Annotated in this window: 18 protein-coding genes and 1 tRNA gene; 12 read left to right on the top strand and 7 right to left on the bottom strand. The window is 46.3% G+C overall.

Features of this window, described 5'->3' with window-relative positions; translation table 11 throughout:
* Window positions 1-49: 49 nt before the first annotated feature.
* Window positions 50-1,054 carry an ornithine carbamoyltransferase gene (gene argF, locus ACMWKK_RS08935; RefSeq protein WP_112780459.1) on the bottom strand — a complete coding sequence of 335 codons (1,005 nt, stop codon included), beginning with the start codon at window positions 1,052-1,054 and terminating at the stop codon, window positions 50-52.
* Entirely contained in the window at window positions 1,024-1,119 is a 96-nt protein-coding gene (gene argL / locus ACMWKK_RS08930) for a putative translational regulatory protein ArgL (protein ID WP_214585915.1), read from the bottom strand. Before argL ends, argF begins: the two co-directional genes overlap by 31 nt.
* A 99-nt stretch (window positions 1,120-1,218) precedes the next feature.
* On the opposite strand from argL, the gene rraB reads away from it, so the two are divergent.
* From rraB to ACMWKK_RS08900, 6 genes are all read left to right on the top strand, one after another.
* Complete coding sequence (gene rraB, locus ACMWKK_RS08925) at window positions 1,219-1,644, top strand: ribonuclease E inhibitor RraB (RefSeq protein ID WP_008501374.1); 426 nt, start codon at window positions 1,219-1,221, stop codon at window positions 1,642-1,644.
* Between the two features lie 46 nt (window positions 1,645-1,690).
* Window positions 1,691-2,449, top strand: coding sequence for a tRNA isopentenyl-2-thiomethyl-A-37 hydroxylase MiaE (miaE, locus tag ACMWKK_RS08920; protein ID WP_112780460.1), 759 nt, complete (start codon window positions 1,691-1,693; stop codon window positions 2,447-2,449).
* 30 nt (window positions 2,450-2,479) lie between these two features.
* A complete protein-coding gene (locus ACMWKK_RS08915) occupies window positions 2,480-3,202 on the top strand; it encodes a topoisomerase II (RefSeq protein ID WP_112780461.1) in 723 nt (240 codons plus the stop codon).
* Between the two features lie 104 nt (window positions 3,203-3,306).
* Window positions 3,307-3,391, top strand: a tRNA-Leu gene (locus ACMWKK_RS08910).
* A 198-nt stretch (window positions 3,392-3,589) separates the two neighbouring features.
* Window positions 3,590-4,840 (top strand): tyrosine-type recombinase/integrase, encoded by a 1,251-nt coding sequence (locus tag ACMWKK_RS08905; protein ID WP_062740175.1) that lies wholly within the window; start codon window positions 3,590-3,592, stop codon window positions 4,838-4,840.
* A 226-nt stretch (window positions 4,841-5,066) separates the two neighbouring features.
* On the top strand, window positions 5,067-6,098 hold the full coding sequence (locus ACMWKK_RS08900; RefSeq protein WP_406542783.1) for a DUF4917 family protein: 1,032 nt from the start codon (window positions 5,067-5,069) through the stop codon (window positions 6,096-6,098).
* Between the two features lie 130 nt (window positions 6,099-6,228).
* On the opposite strand, the gene ACMWKK_RS08895 is transcribed toward ACMWKK_RS08900, so the two are convergent.
* The 3 genes from ACMWKK_RS08895 to ACMWKK_RS08885 all read right to left on the bottom strand — a co-directional run bounded on the left by ACMWKK_RS08895 (window position 6,229) and on the right by ACMWKK_RS08885 (window position 13,196).
* A complete protein-coding gene (locus ACMWKK_RS08895) occupies window positions 6,229-9,246 on the bottom strand; it encodes a type I restriction endonuclease subunit R (RefSeq protein ID WP_406542782.1) in 3,018 nt (1,005 codons plus the stop codon).
* A 204-nt stretch (window positions 9,247-9,450) separates the two neighbouring features.
* Window positions 9,451-10,782, bottom strand: a complete 1,332-nt coding sequence (locus tag ACMWKK_RS08890) for a restriction endonuclease subunit S (RefSeq protein WP_406542781.1) — start codon at window positions 10,780-10,782, stop codon at window positions 9,451-9,453.
* Complete coding sequence (locus ACMWKK_RS08885; RefSeq protein WP_062740184.1) at window positions 10,782-13,196, bottom strand: type I restriction-modification system subunit M; 2,415 nt, start codon at window positions 13,194-13,196, stop codon at window positions 10,782-10,784. The genes ACMWKK_RS08890 and ACMWKK_RS08885 overlap by 1 nt, the downstream gene beginning before the upstream one ends.
* An 847-nt stretch (window positions 13,197-14,043) precedes the next feature.
* On the opposite strand from ACMWKK_RS08885, the gene ACMWKK_RS08880 reads away from it, so the two are divergent.
* A complete protein-coding gene (locus ACMWKK_RS08880; RefSeq protein ID WP_164504971.1) occupies window positions 14,044-16,095 on the top strand; it encodes an AAA family ATPase in 2,052 nt (683 codons plus the stop codon).
* Between the two features lies 1 nt (window position 16,096).
* Window positions 16,097-16,918: a hypothetical protein gene (locus tag ACMWKK_RS08875; protein WP_406542780.1), complete on the top strand. Its 822-nt coding sequence runs from the start codon at window positions 16,097-16,099 to the stop codon at window positions 16,916-16,918.
* 247 nt (window positions 16,919-17,165) lie between these two features.
* Here the strand turns inward: ACMWKK_RS08875 and ACMWKK_RS08870 are convergent, their stop codons facing one another.
* A complete protein-coding gene (locus ACMWKK_RS08870; protein WP_062740193.1) occupies window positions 17,166-17,786 on the bottom strand; it encodes an inovirus Gp2 family protein in 621 nt (206 codons plus the stop codon).
* Window positions 17,787-18,524: 738 nt separating this feature from the next.
* Window positions 18,525-18,734 (bottom strand): helix-turn-helix transcriptional regulator, encoded by a 210-nt coding sequence (locus ACMWKK_RS08865; RefSeq protein WP_050863320.1) that lies wholly within the window; start codon window positions 18,732-18,734, stop codon window positions 18,525-18,527.
* Window positions 18,735-19,306: 572 nt separating this feature from the next.
* Here ACMWKK_RS08865 and ACMWKK_RS08860 point away from each other — a divergent pair.
* The 4 genes from ACMWKK_RS08860 (at window position 19,307) to ACMWKK_RS08845 (ending at window position 22,574) form a co-directional block, all read left to right on the top strand.
* Window positions 19,307-20,128, top strand: coding sequence for a hypothetical protein (locus ACMWKK_RS08860; protein WP_125451899.1), 822 nt, complete (start codon window positions 19,307-19,309; stop codon window positions 20,126-20,128).
* Window positions 20,129-20,327: 199 nt separating this feature from the next.
* Complete coding sequence (locus ACMWKK_RS08855; protein ID WP_406542779.1) at window positions 20,328-21,083, top strand: GTPase family protein; 756 nt, start codon at window positions 20,328-20,330, stop codon at window positions 21,081-21,083.
* Window positions 21,084-21,390: 307 nt separating this feature from the next.
* Window positions 21,391-21,942: a hypothetical protein gene (locus tag ACMWKK_RS08850; protein ID WP_406542778.1), complete on the top strand. Its 552-nt coding sequence runs from the start codon at window positions 21,391-21,393 to the stop codon at window positions 21,940-21,942.
* A 5-nt stretch (window positions 21,943-21,947) separates the two neighbouring features.
* Window positions 21,948-22,574 carry a hypothetical protein gene (locus tag ACMWKK_RS08845; protein WP_062742440.1) on the top strand — a complete coding sequence of 209 codons (627 nt, stop codon included), beginning with the start codon at window positions 21,948-21,950 and terminating at the stop codon, window positions 22,572-22,574.
* The last annotated feature ends 360 nt before the right edge of the window (window positions 22,575-22,934 follow it).

The following is a 22,934-nucleotide window of genomic DNA, read 5'->3' as shown; positions in this document are numbered from 1 at the left end:
GTTTTGATCCCCTCGCCCCTTTGGGGAGAGGGCCGGGGTGAGGGGACTCTCACTCCCCAAGCGTCGCCACCATCACCGCCTTGATCGTATGCATCCGGTTTTCCGCCTGGTCGAACACGATGCTCGCCGCCGACTCGAACACCTCGTCCGTCACCTCCATCCCGCCGTGCAGGTCGAATTCCTTCGCCATCTGCTTGCCGAGCGTGGTCTGGTCGTCATGGAACGCCGGCAGACAGTGCAGGAACTTCACGTTCGGGTTGCCGGTCAGCGCCATCATCTGCGCGTTCACCTGATACCCGCGCAGCAGCGCAATCCGCTCCGCCCACTTCTCTTTGGCTTCGCCCATCGACACCCACACGTCGGTATAGATAAAGTCCGCGCCCTTCACGCCCGCCGCCACGTCTTCCGTCAGGGTAATTTTCCCGCCGTGCTTCTCCGCCAGCGCGCTGCACTCCGCCACCAGGCTCTCTTCCGGCCAGCAGGCTTTTGGTGCCACCAGGCGCAGATCCAGCCCGGTCAGAGCCGCCGCTTCCAGCATCGAGTTGCCCATGTTGTTGCGCGCGTCGCCCGCGTAGACCAGCGTCATCTCGTTAAACGCCTTGCCCGGCAGGTGCTCCTGCATGGTCAGCAGGTCCGCCAGCAGCTGCGTTGGGTGGAACTCGTTGGTCAGCCCGTTCCACACCGGCACGCCCGCGTACTGCGCCAGCGTTTCGACAACTTCCTGGCCGTGGCCGCGATACTGAATGCCGTCGTACATCCGTCCGAGAACCCGTGCGGTGTCCTTAATTGACTCTTTATGCCCAATCTGGCTGCCGCTCGGCCCTAAATACGTGACGCGCGCGCCCTGGTCAAATGCGGCAACTTCGAAAGAGCAACGTGTACGGGTCGAGTCTTTTTCGAAGATGAGCGCGATGTTTTTACCGGTAAGCTTTTGTACTTCCTTGCCCTTTTTCTTATCGGCTTTGAGCTGTGCGGCAAGGATCAGCAGAGAAGTGAACTGTGCAGGGGTAAAGTCGAGCAATTTCAGAAAGTGTTTCTTGTACAGATCAGACATTTTATCCTCACATGGCGAATGCCACTTGTTGAATTAAAATTCACTTTATATGTGTAATTATTCATTTGCAACCCCGTTTCACAATTCTTTCTTACAAAGGTGGAGGCAAACCCGTCCGTGTGTGAAAATAGAAGTATCTGCCGCACTTTAAAGAGGATTGAGCCATGGCAAACCCGGAATTACTGGAAGAGCAACGCGAAGAGACGCGTCTGATTATTGAAGAACTGCTGGAAGACGGTAGCGATCCGGACGCGCTGTACACCATCGAGCACCATTTCTCTGCGGATGATTTCGACGCGCTGGAAAAAATGGCCGTAGAAGCCTTCAAGCTGGGTTACGAAGTGACCGAGCCGGAAGAGCTGGAAGTGGAAGAGGGCGACACCGTCATCTGCTGCGACATCCTGAGCGAAGGCGCGCTGAAGGCGGAACTTATCGACGCGCAGGTCGAACAGCTGATGAACCTGGCCGAGAAGTTTGACGTGGAGTACGACGGCTGGGGAACCTACTTCGAAGATCCGAACGGTGAAGACGGCGAAGAAGGCGACGACGAAGATTACGTCGATGAAGACGACGACGGCGTGCGTCACTAAGCGTTTCAGGCGGTGGCGCTCGCCACCGCTTTTTCAAGGCAGAACCATGGATTACCCGCAGATACTCGCCCCCGTACTCAACTTCCTCCAGTGCCCGACCCCGCAAGCATGGATTGATAAAGCCCGCGACCCGGCGAACCTGCCGCTGCTGCTCACCGACCACATGGTGTGCGAGCTCAAGGCCGCCCAGACCGCGCTATTACTCGTGCGTAAATACGTTGCCGACGAAAGCGGTGCCGACGCGCTGCTCGACTGGCTCAGGCCCTACGAACAGTTCACCTTCCGCGACGGCCCGGAGCCGGACTTCATCGCCCTGCACAAGCAGATTGGCAAAAGCGTGATGCCCAAAACCGACGACCCGTGGGGCCAGGCGCTGATCGACAGCATGGTGCTGCTGATTAAAGAGGAGCTGCACCACTTCTGGCAGGTGCGCGAGGCGATGCTGGCCCGCGACATTCCGTACGTCAAAATCACCGCCAGCCGCTACGCCAAAGGGATGCTGAAGGAAGTGCGCACCCACGAACCGCTGACGCTGATCGACAAGCTCATCTGCGGCGCCTACATCGAAGCCCGCTCCTGCGAACGCTTCGCCGCGCTGGCCCCGTTCCTCGACGACGACCTGCAGAAGTTCTATCTCTCGCTGCTGCGCTCGGAAGCGCGCCATTATCAGGACTACCTGACGCTGGCTCAGCAGGTGAGCGACGACGATATCTCACCGCGCATACAGCTTTTTGGTGAAATTGAAGCCACACTTATCTCGACACCGGACACCGAATTTCGCTTCCACAGCGGCGTGCCGGTGTAAACCGGCATAATTCAAGGATAAGGATGCGAGATGAATAAAACGTGGACCCGTACCGTGATGGTTGTTGTGGTGGCCGCCGCCGTGGCGTTCTGGGTGTTCTTCGACAGGCAGCGCGCGCCGGAACGGCAGATGGATGCTGCCCTTAACGCGATGCCCGCCTGGCAGGTGATCAAGGAGCAGGAGCCCGCGCTGCATCAGCGCATCCTCGACCAGATGGCCGCCCTGCAAAAAGCGGGCGAGCCGGAGCAGCAGATTATCGACACCATCCAGCCGCAGATCCTGCATCTGCAGATGTCGCGCCTGCAAAACGCCCCGGACGCCAACGTGGTGAACTACATGACCATCAACATGGAGCAGACTGCCGCCATCCAGAAGGTGAGCGACGACGCCTGCTTCCGCTTCCTCTACCCGGCGGTGAAGGGCGGCGTGAACCCGATGCGCATGCTGGATAAAGACCTGATGGCGCGGCGCATGCAGGCCGACGCCGACATGATGCGCGCGGCCTACGGCAAAAACCGCCACACCGTGACCCCTGCCGAACGCGAGGCGGCCGTCGAGGATGTGCGACCGATTATGAAGGCGCTTGCCGATAAGTACGGTGAGGACATCCAGCTGCTGCAGATGCCTGAGAAGGCGGCGGGCAAAGAGAAGCTCTCCTGCGATATGGTGCAGGAGATGTGGGCCAAGGTGCTGGCGCTGCCGGAGCAGAAGGCTGCGAGGGTGATTCGGCTTGCGGTGTCTGAGCTGGAGTGAAAGGGCGCTGGTTTTTTGGGCACTTAGCGCGGGTTTAGCGCGTCGTCGCTTGCATGGCGGCGCGCGACAGGTATAATCCACAACGTTTCCGCATCCCCTTCAGTGCCGAAGTGGCGAAATCGGTAGACGCAGTTGATTCAAAATCAACCGTAGAAATACGTGCCGGTTCGAGTCCGGCCTTCGGCACCATCGGAACATCAATAGACGTCAACGGACGTCTTTTTTTGTGCCTGAAATCCAGTATCCGCAAGGCTTTCCTCGCTTTTTCACTCAATCTAAGTCAACCTGATTCAATCTACATCAACTTACTGATGCGGGTACAACTGCGGGTATATCGCGGTTCGATAATGTTTGTACCCACACAGAACCCTTGAAAGGATATTCATCATGGCTCTGAGTGATGTGAAGGTTCGTTCGGCTAAGCCTGAAGCAAAAGCCTATAAACTTACTGACGGCGACGGTATGGTTTTGCTGGTTCATCCTAACGGCTCCAAATACTGGCGGCTACGTTATCGCTTCGGTGGTAAAGAGAAGATGCTGGCGCTTGGGAAATACCCTGAGGTTTCGCTGGCGGATGCCAGGGCGCGCCGGGACGAAGCCCGTAAGCTGTTAGCTAATGGCGTCGATCCCAGTGAAAACAAGAAAGCCGTTAAAGTAGAGCAGGAGCAAGAGGCGATAACGTTTGAAGTGGTTGCCAGAGACTGGCATGCCAGCAATCAGAAATGGTCTTCAGCGCATAGCGCTCGTGTATTGAAAAGTCTCGAAGATAATCTCTTTGCTGCTATCGGTAAGCGGAATATTGCTGAATTGAAGACGCGGGATCTGCTTGTCCCTATCAAAGCGGTGGAGTCATCCGGGCGTCTTGAAGTCGCCGCCCGTTTACAGCAGCGCACTACCGCAATTATGCGTTTTGCTGTGCAGAGCGGCTTAATCGATTACAACCCAGCACAAGAGATTGCCGGTGCAGTTGCTACGGCAAAAAGACAGCACCGTGCTGCTCTGGAACTTAACCGTATTCCGGAATTACTTCATCGCATTGATCACTATTCTGGTAGACCGTTAACCCGACTGGCGGTTGAACTCACTTTGTTGGTTTTCATCCGTTCAAGCGAGCTGCGTTTTGCCCGCTGGTCAGAAGTCGATTTTGAAACGGCCATGTGGACGATTCCAGGTGAGCGCGAACTGCTGGAAGGAGTTAAACATTCTCAGCGTGGTTCAAAGATGCGGACTCCTCATCTTGTTCCTTTGTCGCGGCAAGCCTTAACTATTCTGGAAAAGATTAAAAGCATGAATGGGAATCGAGAGCTGATTTTCGTAGGCGATCACGATCCCCGTAAACCCATGAGTGAGAACACGGTGAACAAGGCTTTGCGAGTTATGGGCTATGACACCAAAACGGAAGTCTGTGGGCATGGTTTCAGAACGATGGCGTGTAGTTCGTTGATTGAGTCGGGGCTGTGGTCGAGAGATGCGGTAGAGCGGCAGATGAGTCACCAGGAGCGTAACTCAGTACGTGCAGCTTATATCCATAAGGCCGAGCACTTGGATGAACGCAGACTGATGTTGCAGTGGTGGGCGGATTATCTGGATGCTAATCGGGTGAAGGGGATAAGTCCGTTTGATTTTTCGAAAAAATAATTGAAATGTGCTGAGATACTTTGATGAAAAATCTCAGTGCATTTCCTATAAGTGTATGATTATTAATCACTATAGCATATTTTCTTTCATTTGAAGATGGTCTGCTTATGTAAATGTGATGAAGATTACAGATGTTTACTATCTACTTCTTTAGTCTTAGTGCTATGAATAATAGCGAATATATCCAAACTTGGATTTTTTAGGAATAAAGAATTAAATGGAAATAATGAGTTTTGAGGAAGTAATTACTTATTTACATAAGAAATCTCGGCCATACTCTCTACTTATGGGGAATGGTTTCAGTATGGCCTATGATAACGAAATATTCTCATATAACGCCCTTTATAATTTTTTAACGTCGAGAGATGATCAATTAATCAATAAACTTTTTGATGTGATAAAAACTAAAAATTTTGAATTGGTAATGCAGCAATTAGATACAACATTGGCCTTGTTAAAGGCTTTTGGCTCGGATGATAAGTTGCAGAGTGATATTATTTTAGCAAGCAAAAAGTTGAAAGACGGTTTGCTAAGTTCGATACATCAACTTCATCCTGAGCATGTATATAAAATCCCAGAGAAAAAGATAATTGCTTGTGCTGAATTCTTAAATTTATTTATTAAAAGCGGCGGGCATGTTTTTTCTACGAATTATGACATGTTATTATATTGGACCCTTATGCGCAAGCATGTTGAAAATGCTATCGATGGCTTTGGTCGAGAGATAGAAAATCTTGATGAAGTGCTCCGTGGAGAAACGGCTGAATATTCGGATCTTGTGTGGGGGCCAAATATAGAGAGCCAAAATATTCATTATTTACATGGTGCTTTACATATTTTTGACTCAGGGGTTGATATTGAAAAGGAACAATATGATCAAAGTAATTTTTTATTAGAAAAGATTAAAAAAAGACTCGATAGAGGAAGTTATCCAATATTTGTAACAGCCGGAAACGGAGATGAAAAACTTAGCCACATTAGGCATAATAGATATCTATCTCATTGTTTTGATAAATTATCATCAGTCGATGGCTCTTTGATTACTTTTGGTTTTAATTTTGGTGAGTATGATGAGCATATCATTGAAGCGATCAACAAAGCGACGCATGCTCAAAATAAAATCCCTCCAAAACTATGGAGTGTTTATATTGGGGTTTATTCTGATAATGATGCGGAACATATTCGTTCAATACAATCAAAATTCCACGCAAAAGTAAAAATTTTTGATGCAAAAACAGTTAATGTTTGGGGTGTTTAATTTAAATGCTGTAACGATTTTCTTATGGCATGAATTAAGTTGAGGTTTATTAACCTCAACTCTTCTTCAATTCTAATGTTTTCGCTGATCTTAGCAACCAATACAGCATTATCTCTGGGGAAGCTCCAATTTACTCACCGATCATTCGTTGCATGCTTTGTGTCCAGGATGCTTTGAATGCTGAGTCTCCTGCAAACAGCTTATAAAGCTCCAGCTCATCCTTACGTCGTTGCAACATAATCTCTTTGAGCATCTTTTCAAAAGCCAAGTTTCTGTTATGTGGATCAGGATTATTTCTATACTTAGTCTCAAAATCAGGGTGATTACGAATGCTCTCAGCAATGTTTATAAACTTCACTTTCTGCTCTTCAGGCGTAGCACTCCACCCCTGGAACCACCTCTCATTGAAGGTGCGGATTATTTCGTCTAATGGATCTTTTTCCTTTTCACTGCTATGTGCTCCACGTGGGTTTGGGTTTTGTGGATCAAGCTCCGCTTCCTCATCGCTCAACTTGATTGTGTGATTGAGCTTCACACGCTGCAGCCCATAGGAACTCAAATCAACAGAATCTAAAAGCTCATCAATGGCATCTGCGTCAGGGTCTTCAACTTTCAGCTTAGGTATGAGGAATTTCAAGAACCAGAACAGTTTCTCCCAAGTCACCATCTCATAAGGCATGATAGAGGCCATTTGCCCATAGATTTTCACGAATTGTTTGGCTTTAATTTTGAAATCAACTTTAGCTTCAGGTTCGAGTTCTAACTCATAGTCAAAACGAGCTGCTGCAACATCGATTATCGGGCTAAGAGTCTGGGCATCCTCATTTTTAAAGTAACGAATTACAAACTCTTCAACTTCATGCCACTCATAAATCCCCACATCATCCATTTCATCTTTTAACTCATGCAGCACGTTGATATCAGTGGCTTGCGACAAAGATGTGGCTGTATAAAACGGATCAAATGCTAACTGAATGTCTTCAACAGAATTGAAGAAATCCAGTACAAACAAATCTTCTGTTTTCTTTCCCAACTTGGGTGCACTACGATTGAGTCGCGACAATGCTTGCACACACAAGACGCTCGCTAGCTTTTTATCCACATACATAGCACAAAGCTTTGGCTGGTCAAATCCGGTAAGGTATTTGTTGGCGACAACCAAAAGTCGATATTCATCAGTATCGAACATATCTTTAGTATCAGTTTCAGCAAAGCCATTGATATCGGCTTCAGTGTACTCAATTCCATCAACTTCTTTCGTACCCGAGAATGCAATCAGAATTTTAAAAGGGTTGCTTTGCTCTTCAAGTATACGTTTGATGGCTTTGTAGTAACGAATGGCAGTCTCAATGTTTTGAGTTACTATCATCCCCTTTCCTTTGCCTTTGAGCTTTTTCGCATTTACCACGTGAGGCACAAAATGCTCCAACATGATCTCTGCCTTCGTATCAATAGTCTGCTGACTGCGCTCAACATAGGCTCTAAGTTTTTTCTGGGCTTTTTTAGTATCGAACTCTGGGTTGTCAGCTATCGATTTCTCAATCTCATAATAGCTCTTGTAAGTCGTATAATTGGCAAGTACGTCCAGAATAAAACCTTCTTCTATCGCTTGTTTCATCGAGTAAAGATGGAAGGGTTTAAATGCACCATCTTCCTGACGCTCTCCAAACTTTTCTAGCGTGCTGTTTTTCGGTGTTGCCGTAAACGCCAGATACGATGCATTACCTCGCATTTTACTCGACTTCATTGCTTGAAGAATTTTATCCTGAGCATCCTCAGCCTCTTCAACTTCAGCTTTACCCATTGCTCGGTTCATATTGTTATGCGCTGAACCAGACTGAGAACTGTGTGCCTCATCGATGATCACGGCGAAACGCTTATCACTCAGGTCGGCAATACCATCAATGATAAACGGGAATTTTTGAATCGTCGTAATAATGATTTTCTTGCCGTTTTCAAGTGCTTGCTTAAGCTCAGATGACTTGTGTGCTGGGGCAATGATATTCTTTACTTCTGAGAACTCTTTAATATTATCCCGTAATTGTTTATCCAACAGTCGTCTGTCAGTCACGACAATCACAGAGTCGAATAAAGGCTGCTCCAGACTTTTACCACCTGCCACGGCTTCGGTAGAAGGATAGGTCTCAATAAGCTGGTAGGCAGCCCAAGTAATTGAATTAGACTTACCAGAACCAGCTGAATGTTGAATTAAATATGTCTGACCAACGCCATGAGTAGCAGCATGATCGACCAATTTTCTGACAACATCTAGTTGGTGGTATCGAGGGAAAAACAAGGTTCGCTTCGGTAATGACTCTTTACTTGTGCCATCCAGACGGACAAAATGCTGAATGATGTTGGCTAGGCTTTCTTTGGTGAATATCTCTTGCCATAGATATGCCGTTTTGTGCCCAGCTGGGTTAGGAGGATTACCCTGGCCAAGGTTGTGTCCTTTATTGAACGGCAAGAAAAATGTATTGCTTCCCACCAACTTCGTGGTCATGTAGACCTCATCCGTATCCACTGCCATATGCACCAGACAACGACTAAAGGTCAGCAATGGCTGAGTAGCATCACGGTCGTCACGATATTGCTTTTGCCCATGGTAGCGAGCCGTTTGTCCCGTCCAGGGGTTTTTTAACTCCAAGGTGATCAATGGTATACCGTTGATGAACAACACCATGTCTATTTCTTGTAAAGGATTCGCTATCGAGTAACGTACCTGCCTAGTACAACTAAAAACGTTTCCAGCAAAGTTCTGCTTTACCTTCTCGCTACTGCTCGCCAGTGGTGCCGGATAAAGCAAAATAAAATGGGCATCATCTACACTCAATCCTCTCTTAAGTAGGTGCAAAATACCGTGCTTTTTAATGAGCCGATCAAACCGTTCCAATAACTTCCGTTGCCAATCTGCTGGATTATTTTTTTGTAATTTAGTTAGTTCAGCTTCCTGTGTCTTTTCTAGAAATTGCCAGAAAAAACGCTCATCGATGGCATATTGCATATTAAAGTCACTAGAAACACCAATGACATACCCTGCACCGAAGAACTGGTGGCTTACTCCTTCTTTGAGCTCTTCAGTACTGATACCTACCAAACATTTTTCAATGGTTGACTCTAATGCTTGTTCATTGGTTTGACTAACCATGGTTGTAAGTTCCATTGTTTAAAACATTTTTATCAAGCGCCAGTAAATCTAAGCATTCACAGGCATCATCAAAATCATATTCTTTTGGGGCCATCAGCAGTACTGTGCTTGGTGCATCGGGTCGCTATGCCAAACATTTCAGAAAACGTACGCATCGGTAAAGCCTCGTTCGCTGAGCTTCTTAGCCTCATAACTGGGCTGCTTTTATGATTCACTGTGAACATATTGCTCGACCATATTAGGTGTAATTTTTATTTTGCCTGTCACAGCGCTGTTGATCAGAGTGGTTTTGTACTCTTTTAGCTTTTCGATTTGTGTCTGTTGCAACTCAATAGCAAGGTCGTATGCTTTAGATTGTTCTCCAGCATATGCAAGAATTGTCAATTGCTCTTCTGCGGGTGCTACAGGTACATGGATGTCAAAAAGATCACCTGTATATAATCTAATCAATCCTTCTACAATTCCCTTCGCACGAATGATGAATTGTTCAATATATGAAGGATGACGAAATAATATTTCCAAATACTTCGCATCTACAATATGATCTTTGCATTTATAAACGGCGTAATCAGGACTGACTAATCCTTTAAATTCAATGCTGCTTTTGAAGAATACACCTAAGTGAGCTTTTAACTTATTAAAAACCAAATCATTCTCGTAAACAACTTTATTGTCGATGTTGCTCGCAGCTACTTCTGCCTTATCGTGATAATCAGCTCTAACAACTAAGCCATGAATCTGACTGACCATAAAAAGAGGTTCTTCTCCTGTTTTTGAACGTTCACTTCGCTCCTCTAAAATATATTTAAGGCGTTTGACCTCCCAATGTTTTGGGATTTTACCAATCCAATCCACACCAGATTCTTTCAATTGCACGTTTGGATCAAGGCCTTGTGTTACTGCCTTTTGAATTAATATTTGCTTACGCTCTTTAAGCAGGCTGATTTCACGCTCTTTGATTGAAATCGCCAGGTTAATTTGCTCTGTCTTTTTGTTAAGAAAACTAACGATTTGGCTTTGTTCTTCTTCAGGTGGAAGAATGAAAGGAATCGCTTTCATTCTCTCTTTTGAAAGGTCCCACTGCCCAATGCGCACCCCATCTGAAGCACTACCGAAAAATGAAACATACAATTTACTTCTAATTGCCAAATTGAAAAAATCCGGATTGATTGCTTTGGAAAAATTAAAAACAAAGTAAGCAGGGCTCACTATGCCAGTATGCTTTGAAACACCATATGAACCTTGCCAAGCTTTCATTTTATTCATTCCAAATTGTCCTTTTTCTAGCTTTTTATAGCCACTTAGGTCGTCTGGAATAAAATTGTGATTAGAGTCTTGATCTTCAACATCCCTTTCAATAACGCCTAGTTCACGCGTTATTGATAGTAGTGGAAGATGGGGGGAGTTTTTTACTGACACAGAAGAAAGACAGGAACCTAACTTTGTAAGTTTCCAATGACTAGGGATTTCACCAATCCATTCAAAGCCTGAGTTAATATATTCTTTATATTTCGGCATTGAAATTAAATTAACCATCAATCTTTCCCCTGAAATTCTGAAACTTTTATACCTAAAATTTGCGCAATCAACCCATCTGCCTTTTGTTCAAGATTAATAATGTCTGTTGCTACTTCTTCTAGGCTTCTTAAAGGCTTATGACGATAGAAATATTTATTAAAACTGATCTCATAACCAATCTTCACCGAATCCATATTGATCCAAGCTTCATTAATATGCGGTTTTACTTCATCAAGAAAGTACTGATAAATACTTTTTTTCAATGGAACCGACTCAGTGTCACGAAGGTCAGTGCTGGTCTCGTAAATAACGTATTCACCTTTTTTTTCGCTTGGGTAGTAGCCAAAATCAGATAAATCATCCATTTCACATTCATAGCGGGCAAGTAGAGCGTCTAGTTTGTCACTACTCAATTTAACAACTTTTTTAACTACTTTTTTTGCTGACTCGTCATACCAACTGACGGCATTCAGGATAGCATTTTTCTCAGGCGCAGAGAGTTTCATACTGTTTGCTTTAAGAGATTTATCAACAAGGTTCATAAACTGATTAAAGTCATCAAATTCATCATTACCAACGTCACTCATCAATTGCTTAGCCGTTTCCAAAACGCCTTTAAGTGCTAACCAATGCTTGGCATCAAGCAGTTTGGCCCTGGTTTTCGCATTTAAACTGATTCCGTTCTCTTCACACCAAGCGAGAATTTCTTGCTCAATGGATTTCAGGAAACTTTTTTTCTGGTCGCTGCCAAAACCAGTGGTTTTATAGACATCTTCACCGTATTCGGCATATAAGTGTGCCATCACGTCGCTAAATTGCTTATCAAAGCGCAGTGTTGCTATGGCGTCCTGAGTAAAGCAGGCTTTACGTCGGTCCGGACGTTCAATGGTCACTTTGAAATAACCAAAGTCATCATTGCTAAACACTTTACTGGCAATACCAACAGGGTCATTGTTTGTATCTAATTGCCTTTCAACGTCCGCGCAGGCAAGATAGGTATCGGTGATTTCTGTGATATGTTCAGGTGCAAATTCGCAGTTTTTATTGCCTAAGTTTTTACGCAGTTTGCGATAGAGTAAGCTCGCATCAATCAGTTGTACCTTGCCTTTTCGGGAAGCAGGTTTATTGTTATTGAGAACCCAAATGTAAGTAGTAATACCTGTGTTATAGAAAAGGTTATTCGGCAATTGAACGATGGTATCCAACATATCGTTTTCGATAATAAACCGGCGAATATTACTTTCACCGCCACCCGCATCCCCTGTAAATAAGGATGAGCCATTGTGAACAGATGCGATCCGGCTGCCGAGCGGGCTAACGCTGGGATCTTTCATCTTGTTGACCATTTCCATTAAGAATAGTAACTGGCCATCACTTGAGCGCGGCGTAGCATCGACTACCTCAACGTTACCCCAATAATCTTTAAGGCACACTTTAAAGCGAGGATCAATCACATCACTCCCATCTTTGATGTGTTTCTGTTCGGACGCCCAACTCTTGCCGTAAGGCGGGTTGGATAACATAAAGTCAAACCGGGAGGACGCAAACTCGTCCGTAGACAATGTTGAGCCTACTTTGATGTTCTCAGGATTATTACCCTTAATCATCATATCTGATTTACAGATAGCGTAAGTTTCGTCGTTAATCTCTTTACCGTATAAATAGATATCCCGACTGTCATTAGGGTACTTCTCTTCAATGAAATTCTGAGATTCAGTCAACATACCGCCGCTACCACAGGCTGGGTCGTAAACAGTCATGGTGAGTGGGAGTTGGTCCTTCACCGGGTCAAAAACTAAGTGCGTCATCAGTTCGATCACTTCCCTGGGGGTAAAGTGTTCACCGGCTTCTTCGTTGTTTTCTTCATTAAACTTGCGGATTAATTCTTCGAACACATAGCCCATACCCAAGTTGGAGAGGGCTGGCATCTTGTTGCCATCGGGATCTTCCACAACTTCTGGCGTTAAGTTGATATAAGGAGAGACAAATTTTTCAACCACATCTAACAAAACATGCTTCGAAGCCATGTGGCGAATTTGTGACTTAAGGTTAAAACACTCAATGATTTCTTTAACGTTATCGCTAAAGCCAAGTAAGTACTCTTCAAAGTTTGCCAGGAGTATTTGCTGGTTGTTCGTTGCGGTGTTAAATAGTGACTTCAATGTCCATTTTGACGTGTTATAAAACACATAGCCACTAGCTGCCTTTAAGGGCTCATCATCCAACTCTGTAGCTTGCATCTCTTCTTTTTGGAATTTAACTTCCGCCAACACAGCTTCCTTGGTTGGCTCTAATAAAGTATCCAAACGTCGCAAAACCACCATAGGTAAAATCACATCGCGGTACTTACCTCGAACGTACACATCGCGTAAGCAATCGTCGGCAATGTTCCAAATAAAAGAGATAAGCTTGTTGTGTACACTATGATCCATTTTTCTTCCTAATCACTGCTCATTTTTACATCTGAATGAAGAGCTAAACTTGGCCTATATGTCTGTTGGTATGTTTACACAAAGGTGCAAGTAGCCAAAGATGGTTTCGAATCGTCCCAGTTTAACCAAGTACGCTTCTTAGTCCAGCCCCAAGCTAGTATGAAAAGATGGCGTGACTTGGACTGACCCCGGGTTGCGGTCAGTCAATCTCTTGGTCACTTGATGCAGGAGCTCGACCTGTCAATACGAGTTCACCGAAAACACACGAAAGTGGCTGGGATCACCGAATAAACGTCAGGGCAACCCAGCGAAACCTGCAACTGCGACGCTGCTGCCAATCTGCTGCCCCACGGGCAGATGACCGGCTACATTAAACACAAACAGGCACCGATATTTGAAGATAAATGCTACCGCTACGACCGTTGCCGAACTTACAGCGATTTGCGTACGACGCTGAGCAGTGGCTGATACAAGTTATTCAAACGCAACTCGACGGACGCCTGCGCATCGAGTACCAATACGACCCCTGGGAAGACCGCAACGAGGGTGTGCACCTGCACAAAAAGACGGATGCCCCTGTTGCGGGAGGTTCAGAATGGTAAGCAATGCCTTTCAGGACTGCGACCGCCTTAACCGAGGGCCTAATTTCTACACTACTGCTGCAATTGGCGTGTCCATTATCGGCCAATTGCAGCCGCTCATGATCCTTATATATCGGTCATAAATACATCGTGGTAATTATGTTTGCGTACAAATATAATTCATTAATGCTTAATGGTGTTACGGCAGCATTAAGGATTGGTAACTCGTTATGGGGTTTGAGCCGCACTTTCATAAGGAATCAAGGATGACACCAATTTTTCGCCCGCAGTGCCCGGACTTTTTGTTGCCATTCTACGACCTCATTGGGACCGAGTTCCCTACTGATTCGCCAGATTTAAAACAATCAGTACTCAGACCAGTGGAGCGCCAGTTCATGAGACTCCGGAGCATTCTTGTCGACACATTTGAAGCTCGCTGCTGCTACTGCGAAATTTATGCAGACCAATCTTCTTCTGGCGTCATCGAAAGGTTTAGACCTAGAGGTTCCCCCCCAGTAAACGAAACGAAAAGACCTCAAAGCTCCTCGTACTGGCATCTTCAGTTTGATTGGAGAAATCTCTATTGGGCCTGCGCTACTTGCAATCGCTATAAAGCTGACCGGTTTCCCCTTTTCGGTGAATCAGCGCCCCCTGGATTACGGTACGATCAGATCCTCGAACATGAGGAGCCCATCCTTCTTGATCCTTGCCATGACAACCCTGATGAACATCTACGATTTTTGGAGAATGGATTTGTCGAAGGTCTAACTTCCCGTGGCATGGAAACAATCCAACTTCTGGATCTCAATCGGCGACAGCTAATTATTTCTCGAGAAGAGCAAGTAAAACTTTTCACAATCGCTAGCCCACGAGAAAGAGCTGACAAGTCCACAGGACATACAGCTCATTGTGCCGTTTGGCGACAAATGCTCCATCATGGAGTTGCTGCTGTTCGGGGAGAAACCATCCACCCTGCTATGCCTGTGAAGATTGAACAGAAAATTGATACTGAAGCAGGTACGGGCTTCGAAGCTTATCGCTCAAAGTCTCAGTACATCAGCCGCATTAAGATAAAGAACTTCGGCCCGATCCATATTCTCGATCTTGACTTGAGCCTATCCGAGTCACCTCAGGCACCATGCTTTGCACTCTTAGGGGAGAACGGCGTAGGAAAGAGCACCGTTTTACGCGCTCTGGCGCTGGCGTTATCAGGGAAAGCATATTCCAAAAGACTGGGGTTAAACAGCGCCAAGCTTCTCTCTGATGGTGCTTCGGATGGAGAGGTTAGAGTGTCCATCGTTGGCGGCGAAGATGACATCATCATGAAGCTTCGACGCAACCGTGCTATCGAGTTCAACACCGATACTTCAAGGTCTTTAGTTTTGGCTTACGGCGCAACAAGGTTACTGCCAAAAGGTAGGCACAAAGCCAAAGACGGTGAAGCTCACGCGAAAATTGATAATTTGTTTGACCCCTTCCTCCCTCTGAGCAACCCCGCCGAGTGGCTTTCCACGTTAGAGGAAGGAAGCTTAGCAGAAGTAAATAACGTGCTCGCCAGTCTGATGCCTCAAGACCATCAAGTTACGGTTATTCTGACTCCTGAAACTGGTGCCGTCTCTCTACAAGTAGGTAACGTGCCAGGTCGCAAATTTGACCATCTCAGTGATGGTTATCAGTCAATGCTTGGCATGGCGGTAGACATCATGAAGGTGCTTTATCGCTCAGGATCAACTATGGAGTCCGCCGAAGGCGTAGTGATCATTGACGAACTGGGTAATCACTTCCATCCGGCATGGCGGCTTCAATGCCTATCTGCACTGCGCGCAGCCTTTCCGCGCGCTCAATTTATTTATAGCACCCATGACCCACTATGCTTAAGAGGGCTTTACGCGGGTGAAGTGACTGTATTGAAGCGAGACAGGCTTGGGCATATTTATGCTTTAGAGGATCTTCCCTCCGTATCTAGGCTCAGAGTCGAACAACTTTTATCTTCTGAACATTTTGGCTTGCGGAGTACAGCTGATCCCCAGATGGAAGAGGATATTCATGAGTACGAAGAGCTGCTCGGCTCGCCAGACCGTACAGCGAATGAAGATGCAAGACTTGAAGAGTTGGTGCAACGTTTGACCGATGACCGTTATCTGGGCGCAACTCGCCGTGAACGTCTTGCACTACAGCTTCTGGATACTTCAGGCTTGGAAGATGTGCCGGTACAGCCAAGCATCAGCGCACGCGAACTATCCGAAAAAACTGTATCTCGGTTGCGTTTTATCATGAATCAAGTATCACCTCGTACTGATACTCAAGGAAATCAGTAAGATGATTAAAGTTGAACGCCCTACAAATAGTACGCCTATTGGACTGGTCGATGAAGGCCGGGCAGAACGTCGGGCAAATCGTCTTGCCATCCTTGCAGGTCAAAAGCCAAACTTTACAGCGTATTCAACTCAAGCGGTCAGAGCTCAGCTAGCTGCAATTTTTGGCCGGAAATGCGTATTCTGTGAATCACTTTTGGCAGGAACCCAGTCTGGTGATATAGAGCACTACCGCCCCAAAGGAAGGGTGGTCATTGACGCTACGCCACCACTCAGAACCAAAATCAGAAAAGACGGTTATTACTGGCTAGCAGCCAGTTGGTCCAATCTTTTAATTGCATGCGCTGACTGTAACCGCCCCAGAACACAGCCTGACTTCGATGGCTCATCCCGCGTTATCGGAAAGTCGAATTATTTTCCGCTAGCTGATGAAGCCACGCGAGCATCCGGCCCTCGTGGGTTAAGGAACGAATACCCATTATTGCTCAACCCCTGTATTGATGACCCAGATGAACACTTGGTTTTCCTCGACGATGGCAGGGTTGAACCGGCACTAATAAATGGGCAGGAAAGCAGGAAAGGAAAAGCGAGTATCCAATATCTTGGCCTGGCGAGAGCTGAGCTGTTGCAGATGCGCGCTCGCCATCGGCGAACCGTGATTGCTGCGATTCGACATACTATTGCGGCCCTGGAGGAGGGACGTGATCCAGGAACAGATCTTGATGACCTGCTGACGTTACTTTCCTCCAAAGAAGCATACGTAGCCTATACCCGAACGTTAGTTCGAACTCATATGAGTGCTTACATTGAAGCCTTGGGTCTATAAGGGGTCAGTGCGACGCGCGTTCTCAATGATTAAAACTTATGGCATGCCGCTGTGCTAATTATGCGTAGGAGGTTAAGCGGCCTGCGCTAGCGCCTGTTGAAGCTCTGGGTATCACCGTGTGTCAATCAGGACACCGGGCTCTTCGGGAAGCGGGAGACATCGGCCGCATCGGTGGCCGCTGGCATATCCGGCAGATGGTGCAGAGCTCTGCCAGTGCCGGGAGAAACCCTCCCTGCGCTGTACTGGCTTATCTGATACTTCCCCCAAATGAGCGTTCTTCTTTTGTGTATGCCTTGGTGTATTCTTTGGCAAAGTATTCCAGATGGCTCCTGAGGTTCAGTATCTGTTGACCATAGCGATCCACCCGAAGGCGCTCCAGATAGTGCGGTGCATTGTTGAAAGCAACCAGCGTCCTGTACTCAGGGAATTCGAGCAGTCCCAGCGCACTTAGCCATGCCTCGCAGATGTAACTCCCCAGGTTATGGTCTTCTTTCGAATAATTACCTAATCCATTGAACGTATCTTTGTTGACGAATATCGCCATGTGGTAATGGGATTTGCCGCTGGTTCCCACCTCACGTACCCAGACGTGTCTCAGGTCAGTTGGGCAAACCTGATAGCCTTCCCGCTTGCGTCGTTTCTGATGGGCTGTGATACGGGCTCTCAGCGCCCCAGTTACTCGTTCCATCAATCCTGAACTCAGATCAGGCGCACAGGCAATACTGTCACCCGTATCACGATGTTCAGGTAATCTGAGTACGAAGGTGAATACGGATGTCCTGGCATGGGCTGTTGTAGCGAAGTTGATAATATCCGTAATACGATTCATATAGCCCGGATTGATTTCCCCAAATTTAAGGTTAGTCATAAGTATTACTCCTTTTGCGTTTTTCTCAGGCGAGCGAAGCCTCTGCCAGAGCGAATGGCAGTAATGAATACGTTGGTTTTTTGATATTTATGCCTTTCTTAGGTTGGGGTGTTATTTTTCAGTTATTATCCCATGGCGGTTATAACTGATGGTGAACAGCGATGATTTCTATTTTTGAAGTGTGCTTGTCATTTTTTTGATATTTAACTATGTTATTTTGATAGCATTTTAATATATCAAAATTGAATTAATGTATGTGTCTAAAATAAATCAATCCCTTACGACAATTCAGTTGTTTTACGCTAAATTAGTCAAGGTCACATATTTAACACTAAAATCAAATACACTTTCTAAAATACATTGCCAATCGCTTTTCATATCCGCCCACATATCTGCCCGTATATGTCATTAGCTTGCTTGCCTATAATTCAATATATTAAATCTCCTTATGTGTGAATCTCTTTGTATATATTAACCCCTTTATATGTTAATTCCTTTGTATATAATATATATACTGTATGATGGAAGATAACTGATATATACCAAAGCCTTTTCACATGCGGGGCTTTATATTATTGGTGTTCAGAATTTACTCCAGGGTTAGCAATTCAGAACATAAATGAAAATCTGATAATCAGGACATTCGGAAGTGCTCATGGACAACGTCTGTTTTATCCATTTTTGCTTCTGCCAGGCCACCAGGAGCTAAGCCTTGCTTCCATTCTTTTACAACTATGCTCAGTTACCCCGGGAGTCTGCTATGCGCTGCTGCACCCAGGCTTCCACTTCGCTCTTTAGCCAGCGAGAGCTGCGACCCAGTTTGATTGGCTTAGGGAACAGTCCTTCACTGATGAGTTTGTAGAACCATTTGTCTGTCATTTCGGTATAGGTTGTGATGAATGCCATATCGACAAGCTGGTCGTTCAGCAGAGCAGGTGATGTATTCATGTGGATATCTCCTTTACGTTGAATGTGAAAAGGAGGAATGACTGGTTTTCAGTGTTGTGTGGCAGCCTTCCTCAGGGGATGGAAGGCCGTGTAAAAAATTAATGAAGCTGGTTGTTACCCACTTTCCTCCGTCGCGTAAGAGATGCATAAAACGTCACTTCTTTGACCCGGAGCAGATGTCATGCCATAGCGATCCATTGGGTATGGCGGGCAGCGCCTGAGAAGTTTGTTGTCGCAGTAATTTTTAACTAACTTCCGGTTCCGTAAGATTCTCAAGGTAGAAAGTACCTTCTGAATAGAGGGGCACTGGTAGATTTCTGAAACGACCGTACTTTAGTTAATACTATGAATTTAAACGTTAAAACAAAAAGTAACCTACTTTTATAGGTTACTTTTAAATTTAGGAAAATGTAATAAATGCCCTAAAATTATTGAATTTAGGGTACTTTTAATTTTTTAATTATTGTCAAATTAAGGTAAATTAGTTGTGCGATGGTGATGGGGGAGCTTCCGGAGCAGGAAGGTAAACCAGCAGGCAAATGCAGAGAAATCAGGAACAGCCTGGGGGATGTATGGCGTATAAATACAAAGCAACGATGTACTATTCTGATGAGGAGACTGAGGCGTTTCTTCGTGACAAAGCTGTGAAGTCGAATGGGAAAAAAAGTACGTCTCATTATCTTTACTCTCTGGTCACAAAAGAGAGAGAAAATCTGATGGCTAATAATGACATCAAAAATAAACCCGTTCCGGTTCAGCTTTTTCCCGAATATGTTAATTCAAAAGAATTTAGTGTGAATGGTTCGGTTGAGTTTTTCGGGCTGTCTGATGTATTTCACCCTCATAAAGGAGAAAGTTCTCTGATACGGAAAAACCATAAAGCTTTGATGGAAACAATTGACGATAAAATTCTTGAACACGTTGCTAATCATTTTAGCAACCATGGTCACGAAGTTAACGATAAGTCGTTTCGGATTGTGCTGAAGACATATGTGGCGTGTTATTACTGTAATATCAGTACTATCCCAGGATTATACTCCGGAACGTTTACTGCTACGTGCAGGATGATCACTGTCAGTAGGAATGAATGGGACAAATATGGCGGGGTGCTGGATTTTGAAAACGTACGCTATATAAAATACGAAGCTGTAGCTAAAGCAGAGCGAAGAATACCCAGAGGCCTCTGTAAGATCGCTGAATCACTCAGGACGGATACAACCGGGGCTTTTTTTATACCGATGCTAACTTTACAAAAAAACTTTCCTGGGGAGAAGTTAGCTGGATCTGTGATTATCAAAGGTATTGATATTTCTTTTGGTAAAGAACGTCTGAAGTTTAAAACCATGAATGAAAGCCAGAAGAAAAGGCATCTGATGAAACCTCAATACAATTGATTGAGTTGTAAATTATTTCAGACCTATATTACTCCTGTGATATTGAACAAAATTCTTTTATCACAGGTGAAATATGAACAATGAATCCTCTAAAATAATGCCACTACAGCAACTCCTTTCGCGGTTGCCTGCTGATGCGACAGAAAAGATATACCGTCAACTCAGCAGTATCATAAGTTATGAACCCTGTATCGGACTGATGGGAAAAAGTGGCGCAGGGAAATCCAGCCTCTGCAATACCCTGTTCAGTCCACCTCCCGCCAGGGTTGATGCCATCAGCGGCTGTACCCGTACCGTTCAGCGCTATCGGGTCACTCACGGCACACATACGCTGACCCTGGTAGATTTTCCGGGTATTGGCGAAACTCCTGAGCTGGACAATCTTTACCGTCGCCTGTATCAGGCATGGTCCGGAAGACTGGACCTGATTGTCTGGGTACTCAAAGCCGATGAGCGGGCCTGGAACGAGGATATACGCTGTTACCGCGAGTTACTCCGCAGCGGAGCAGTACCGGAGCGCTTTATGTTTGTACTCAGCCAGGCGGACAAAATGGAGCCCTGCCGGGAATGGGATGGGCAGAATCACCGGCCCTCGCAGCAGCAGCAACATAACCTGCAGGCCAAAACCCGACTAGCCGAAACCCTTTTCGCCACTGCCCACCCGGTCGTTGCGATCTCTGCTGCAGAGCACTACAACCTGCATCACTGGGTGGAGACCCTGATACTGGCGTTACCGGTACACAGCGGCAGCGCTGTTTCCCGACATCTTCACCCCGAACTTCGGACCGACACGGTCAGGGAGACAGCGCGTGAGGGATTTGTCCGCGTGACCGGGGAGATATTTGATGAAGCGGTGAACACCCTGAAGACTTCCGGGATGCTGGTTCGCTATCTCCACCAGCTCCGCCACCGGTTGCTGACTGTCGCCCGCGCCGTCTGGCATCTCCTGTTCTGATTTTATCGTGTCTTTTATCAGCACCTGTTCGATCTGTTTCGACGATCGAAACGAAACCATATAATAGATATTAACTATCAAATTAAGCTTATTGATCGCCATTATCGATAGAAAATAACGATCGGTAATCAATTATCGATCTGAATTAACGATTATCAGACCAGAAAGTTAGGCAGTACGATCTGTGCTGAAAATAACCCGCAGCCTCTTCCTTAACCATTCCAGTAAGTTGTTTATAAAGGAGTCTTTCGATGTTTTTGTTCGTCACTGTCTTCAATGAGGAAATAATATTCCGGGGGGAAATGGGATGAGATCCTATCCGTTGCTTCGTGCAGACCTGTTCGCTTGGTGCCTGGCGGTTGTTCTCCCGATCCTCTGGTTTGTCCTGGTTCTGAATTTTCCGCAGGCTCTCGCGCTGGTCATTTATTTGGTCATTGCCCTGGCCTGGGTGTTGCTGGACCGTACTAACCTGGTGAAACAGGGCATTTCGCCTCCATCCTTTATCTGGTTCTGGTTCCCGGTGGCGTATCTCCGTCAGCGTGACCAGATGCAGGATAAACCCTGGCGACTGATGCAGGTCTGGTTGGTATGTACTGCCCTGTCGTTTGCGGGAATATATCTCCTTAACCGGCAGTCAGATACGGAAAATCTGGCGCAGAGTGCCTGTGCCGTCGTGACGAAAATCCTGCATAAAGAGGGGAGTGATGAGCGCTGTATCCGCGTGACGGATATGCAGGAAGAAGTGAGTGGTCGTTTCTGGCAGGCGCAGGCATTGCTGAATACCGGTGTAAAGGAGCCCGTGACCATTGAGGTCAGGGGCCGGGATATTTATGTTGTTTTACCCGAAGCGGGAGAGTGAAAAAGATGAAAACGGTAAACGTTATCGCCCGGCTGCTGATTGTCGTCGCGGTGTTATGGACTCAGGTGAGCCGCGCTGCTGCATATGACATTAAACCCGTTAACGTCACAGGCGAGGTGGCAGGAAATGTACAGGTCATGCATGACCACATCCTGGATGGCGTGGATGATTTTATCATTAGCGCCACAAAAGGTAAGGAAACGCAGAAGTTTATTCTTACCTGTAACGGTCCGGAAAAGCGCCTGAACATTCTCTACTGGCTGAAAGATATCGCCGGTGGCAAGGCATCAGGCGCAACGGGTATGACCATCCAGTATTACCCGGAGAGGGAACATCAGATGAAGGCTCATGCTGAACAGCCTGTGACACTGTTCGACAGCCAGCTCTCACCGGATCTTACACGCGCAGCGTCACGTATGCTGGATTATAAAAAGGGAAGCTTTGTTTTCCATTTCTATGAAAATGACGGCATATCCGATCACGGTCCACTGGCATGGAGCTGGCAATATCCGGCTCAGAAACTGGCCCCGGCGCTCGCAGGCGCACTGGTATCCGCCAGGGCCAATAACTGTAGTCTGGCACAGGGTAGCACGAAGATTGCCGCTCTCAGACGCCTCGCCGACCATCAGTAAGTCGCTGATATGTTAATCATTCTGCTGTTATGGATGATGGCTTCAGCCCTGGTCGGATGGTGTGCGAGATCACGCGGGCGCTCATTCTGGCTGTGGTTTATGATCTAACTGATACTCGACCCGTTATTTGGCGCAGTGCTTTATAACATGGTAGAGAGGTCAAAATGACAAAAGGGAGTATGAAAAAAGCAGGCGTTATCTATCTTAGATCCTGCATTCTGTATGTCCTGATCCTTGTTCTGGGATACAGCCTGCTCGTCTGGCATCCCTGGTACTGACTATATTCCCCCAAGTATTAACCACGTTATTTTAGATCACTAAAAGGCCGTACTTCCTTCGGGAGGTATGGCCTTTTCAATT

The sequence above is a fragment of the Enterobacter sp. 01-M-03-SI-ECC genome (genome assembly GCF_047530215.1).
Taxonomy (GTDB): Bacteria; Pseudomonadota; Gammaproteobacteria; order Enterobacterales; family Enterobacteriaceae; genus Enterobacter; species Enterobacter chengduensis.
Note: the sequence above shows the minus strand (reverse complement) of the source record. Positions and strands in the feature narration are given on the sequence as shown.

Bases quoted from the DNA above. Each gene is read 5' to 3' on its own strand.
- ACMWKK_RS08900 (WP_406542783.1), top strand. From the start codon at position 5,067: ATGAGTTTTGAGGAAGTAATTACTTATTTACATAAGAAATCTCGGCCA.
- rraB (WP_008501374.1), top strand. From the start codon at position 1,219: ATGGCAAACCCGGAATTACTGGAAGAGCAACGCGAAGAGACGCGTCTG.
- ACMWKK_RS08890 (WP_406542781.1), bottom strand. From the start codon at position 10,782: ATGGTTAATTTAATTTCAATGCCGAAATATAAAGAATATATTAACTCA.
- ACMWKK_RS08860 (WP_125451899.1), top strand. From the start codon at position 19,307: ATGGCGTATAAATACAAAGCAACGATGTACTATTCTGATGAGGAGACT.
- ACMWKK_RS08880 (WP_164504971.1), top strand. From the start codon at position 14,044: ATGACACCAATTTTTCGCCCGCAGTGCCCGGACTTTTTGTTGCCATTC.
- ACMWKK_RS08915 (WP_112780461.1), top strand. From the start codon at position 2,480: ATGAATAAAACGTGGACCCGTACCGTGATGGTTGTTGTGGTGGCCGCC.
- ACMWKK_RS08865 (WP_050863320.1), bottom strand. From the start codon at position 18,734: ATGAATACATCACCTGCTCTGCTGAACGACCAGCTTGTCGATATGGCA.
- miaE (WP_112780460.1), top strand. From the start codon at position 1,691: ATGGATTACCCGCAGATACTCGCCCCCGTACTCAACTTCCTCCAGTGC.
- ACMWKK_RS08855 (WP_406542779.1), top strand. From the start codon at position 20,328: ATGGGAAAAAGTGGCGCAGGGAAATCCAGCCTCTGCAATACCCTGTTC.
- argF (WP_112780459.1), bottom strand. From the start codon at position 1,054: ATGTCTGATCTGTACAAGAAACACTTTCTGAAATTGCTCGACTTTACC.
- ACMWKK_RS08895 (WP_406542782.1), bottom strand. From the start codon at position 9,246: ATGGTTAGTCAAACCAATGAACAAGCATTAGAGTCAACCATTGAAAAA.
- ACMWKK_RS08845 (WP_062742440.1), top strand. From the start codon at position 21,948: ATGAAAACGGTAAACGTTATCGCCCGGCTGCTGATTGTCGTCGCGGTG.
- ACMWKK_RS08905 (WP_062740175.1), top strand. From the start codon at position 3,590: ATGGCTCTGAGTGATGTGAAGGTTCGTTCGGCTAAGCCTGAAGCAAAA.
- ACMWKK_RS08850 (WP_406542778.1), top strand. From the start codon at position 21,391: ATGAGATCCTATCCGTTGCTTCGTGCAGACCTGTTCGCTTGGTGCCTG.
- ACMWKK_RS08875 (WP_406542780.1), top strand. From the start codon at position 16,097: ATGATTAAAGTTGAACGCCCTACAAATAGTACGCCTATTGGACTGGTC.
- ACMWKK_RS08885 (WP_062740184.1), bottom strand. From the start codon at position 13,196: ATGGATCATAGTGTACACAACAAGCTTATCTCTTTTATTTGGAACATT.
- argL (WP_214585915.1), bottom strand. From the start codon at position 1,119: ATGAATAATTACACATATAAAGTGAATTTTAATTCAACAAGTGGCATT.
- ACMWKK_RS08870 (WP_062740193.1), bottom strand. From the start codon at position 17,786: ATGACTAACCTTAAATTTGGGGAAATCAATCCGGGCTATATGAATCGT.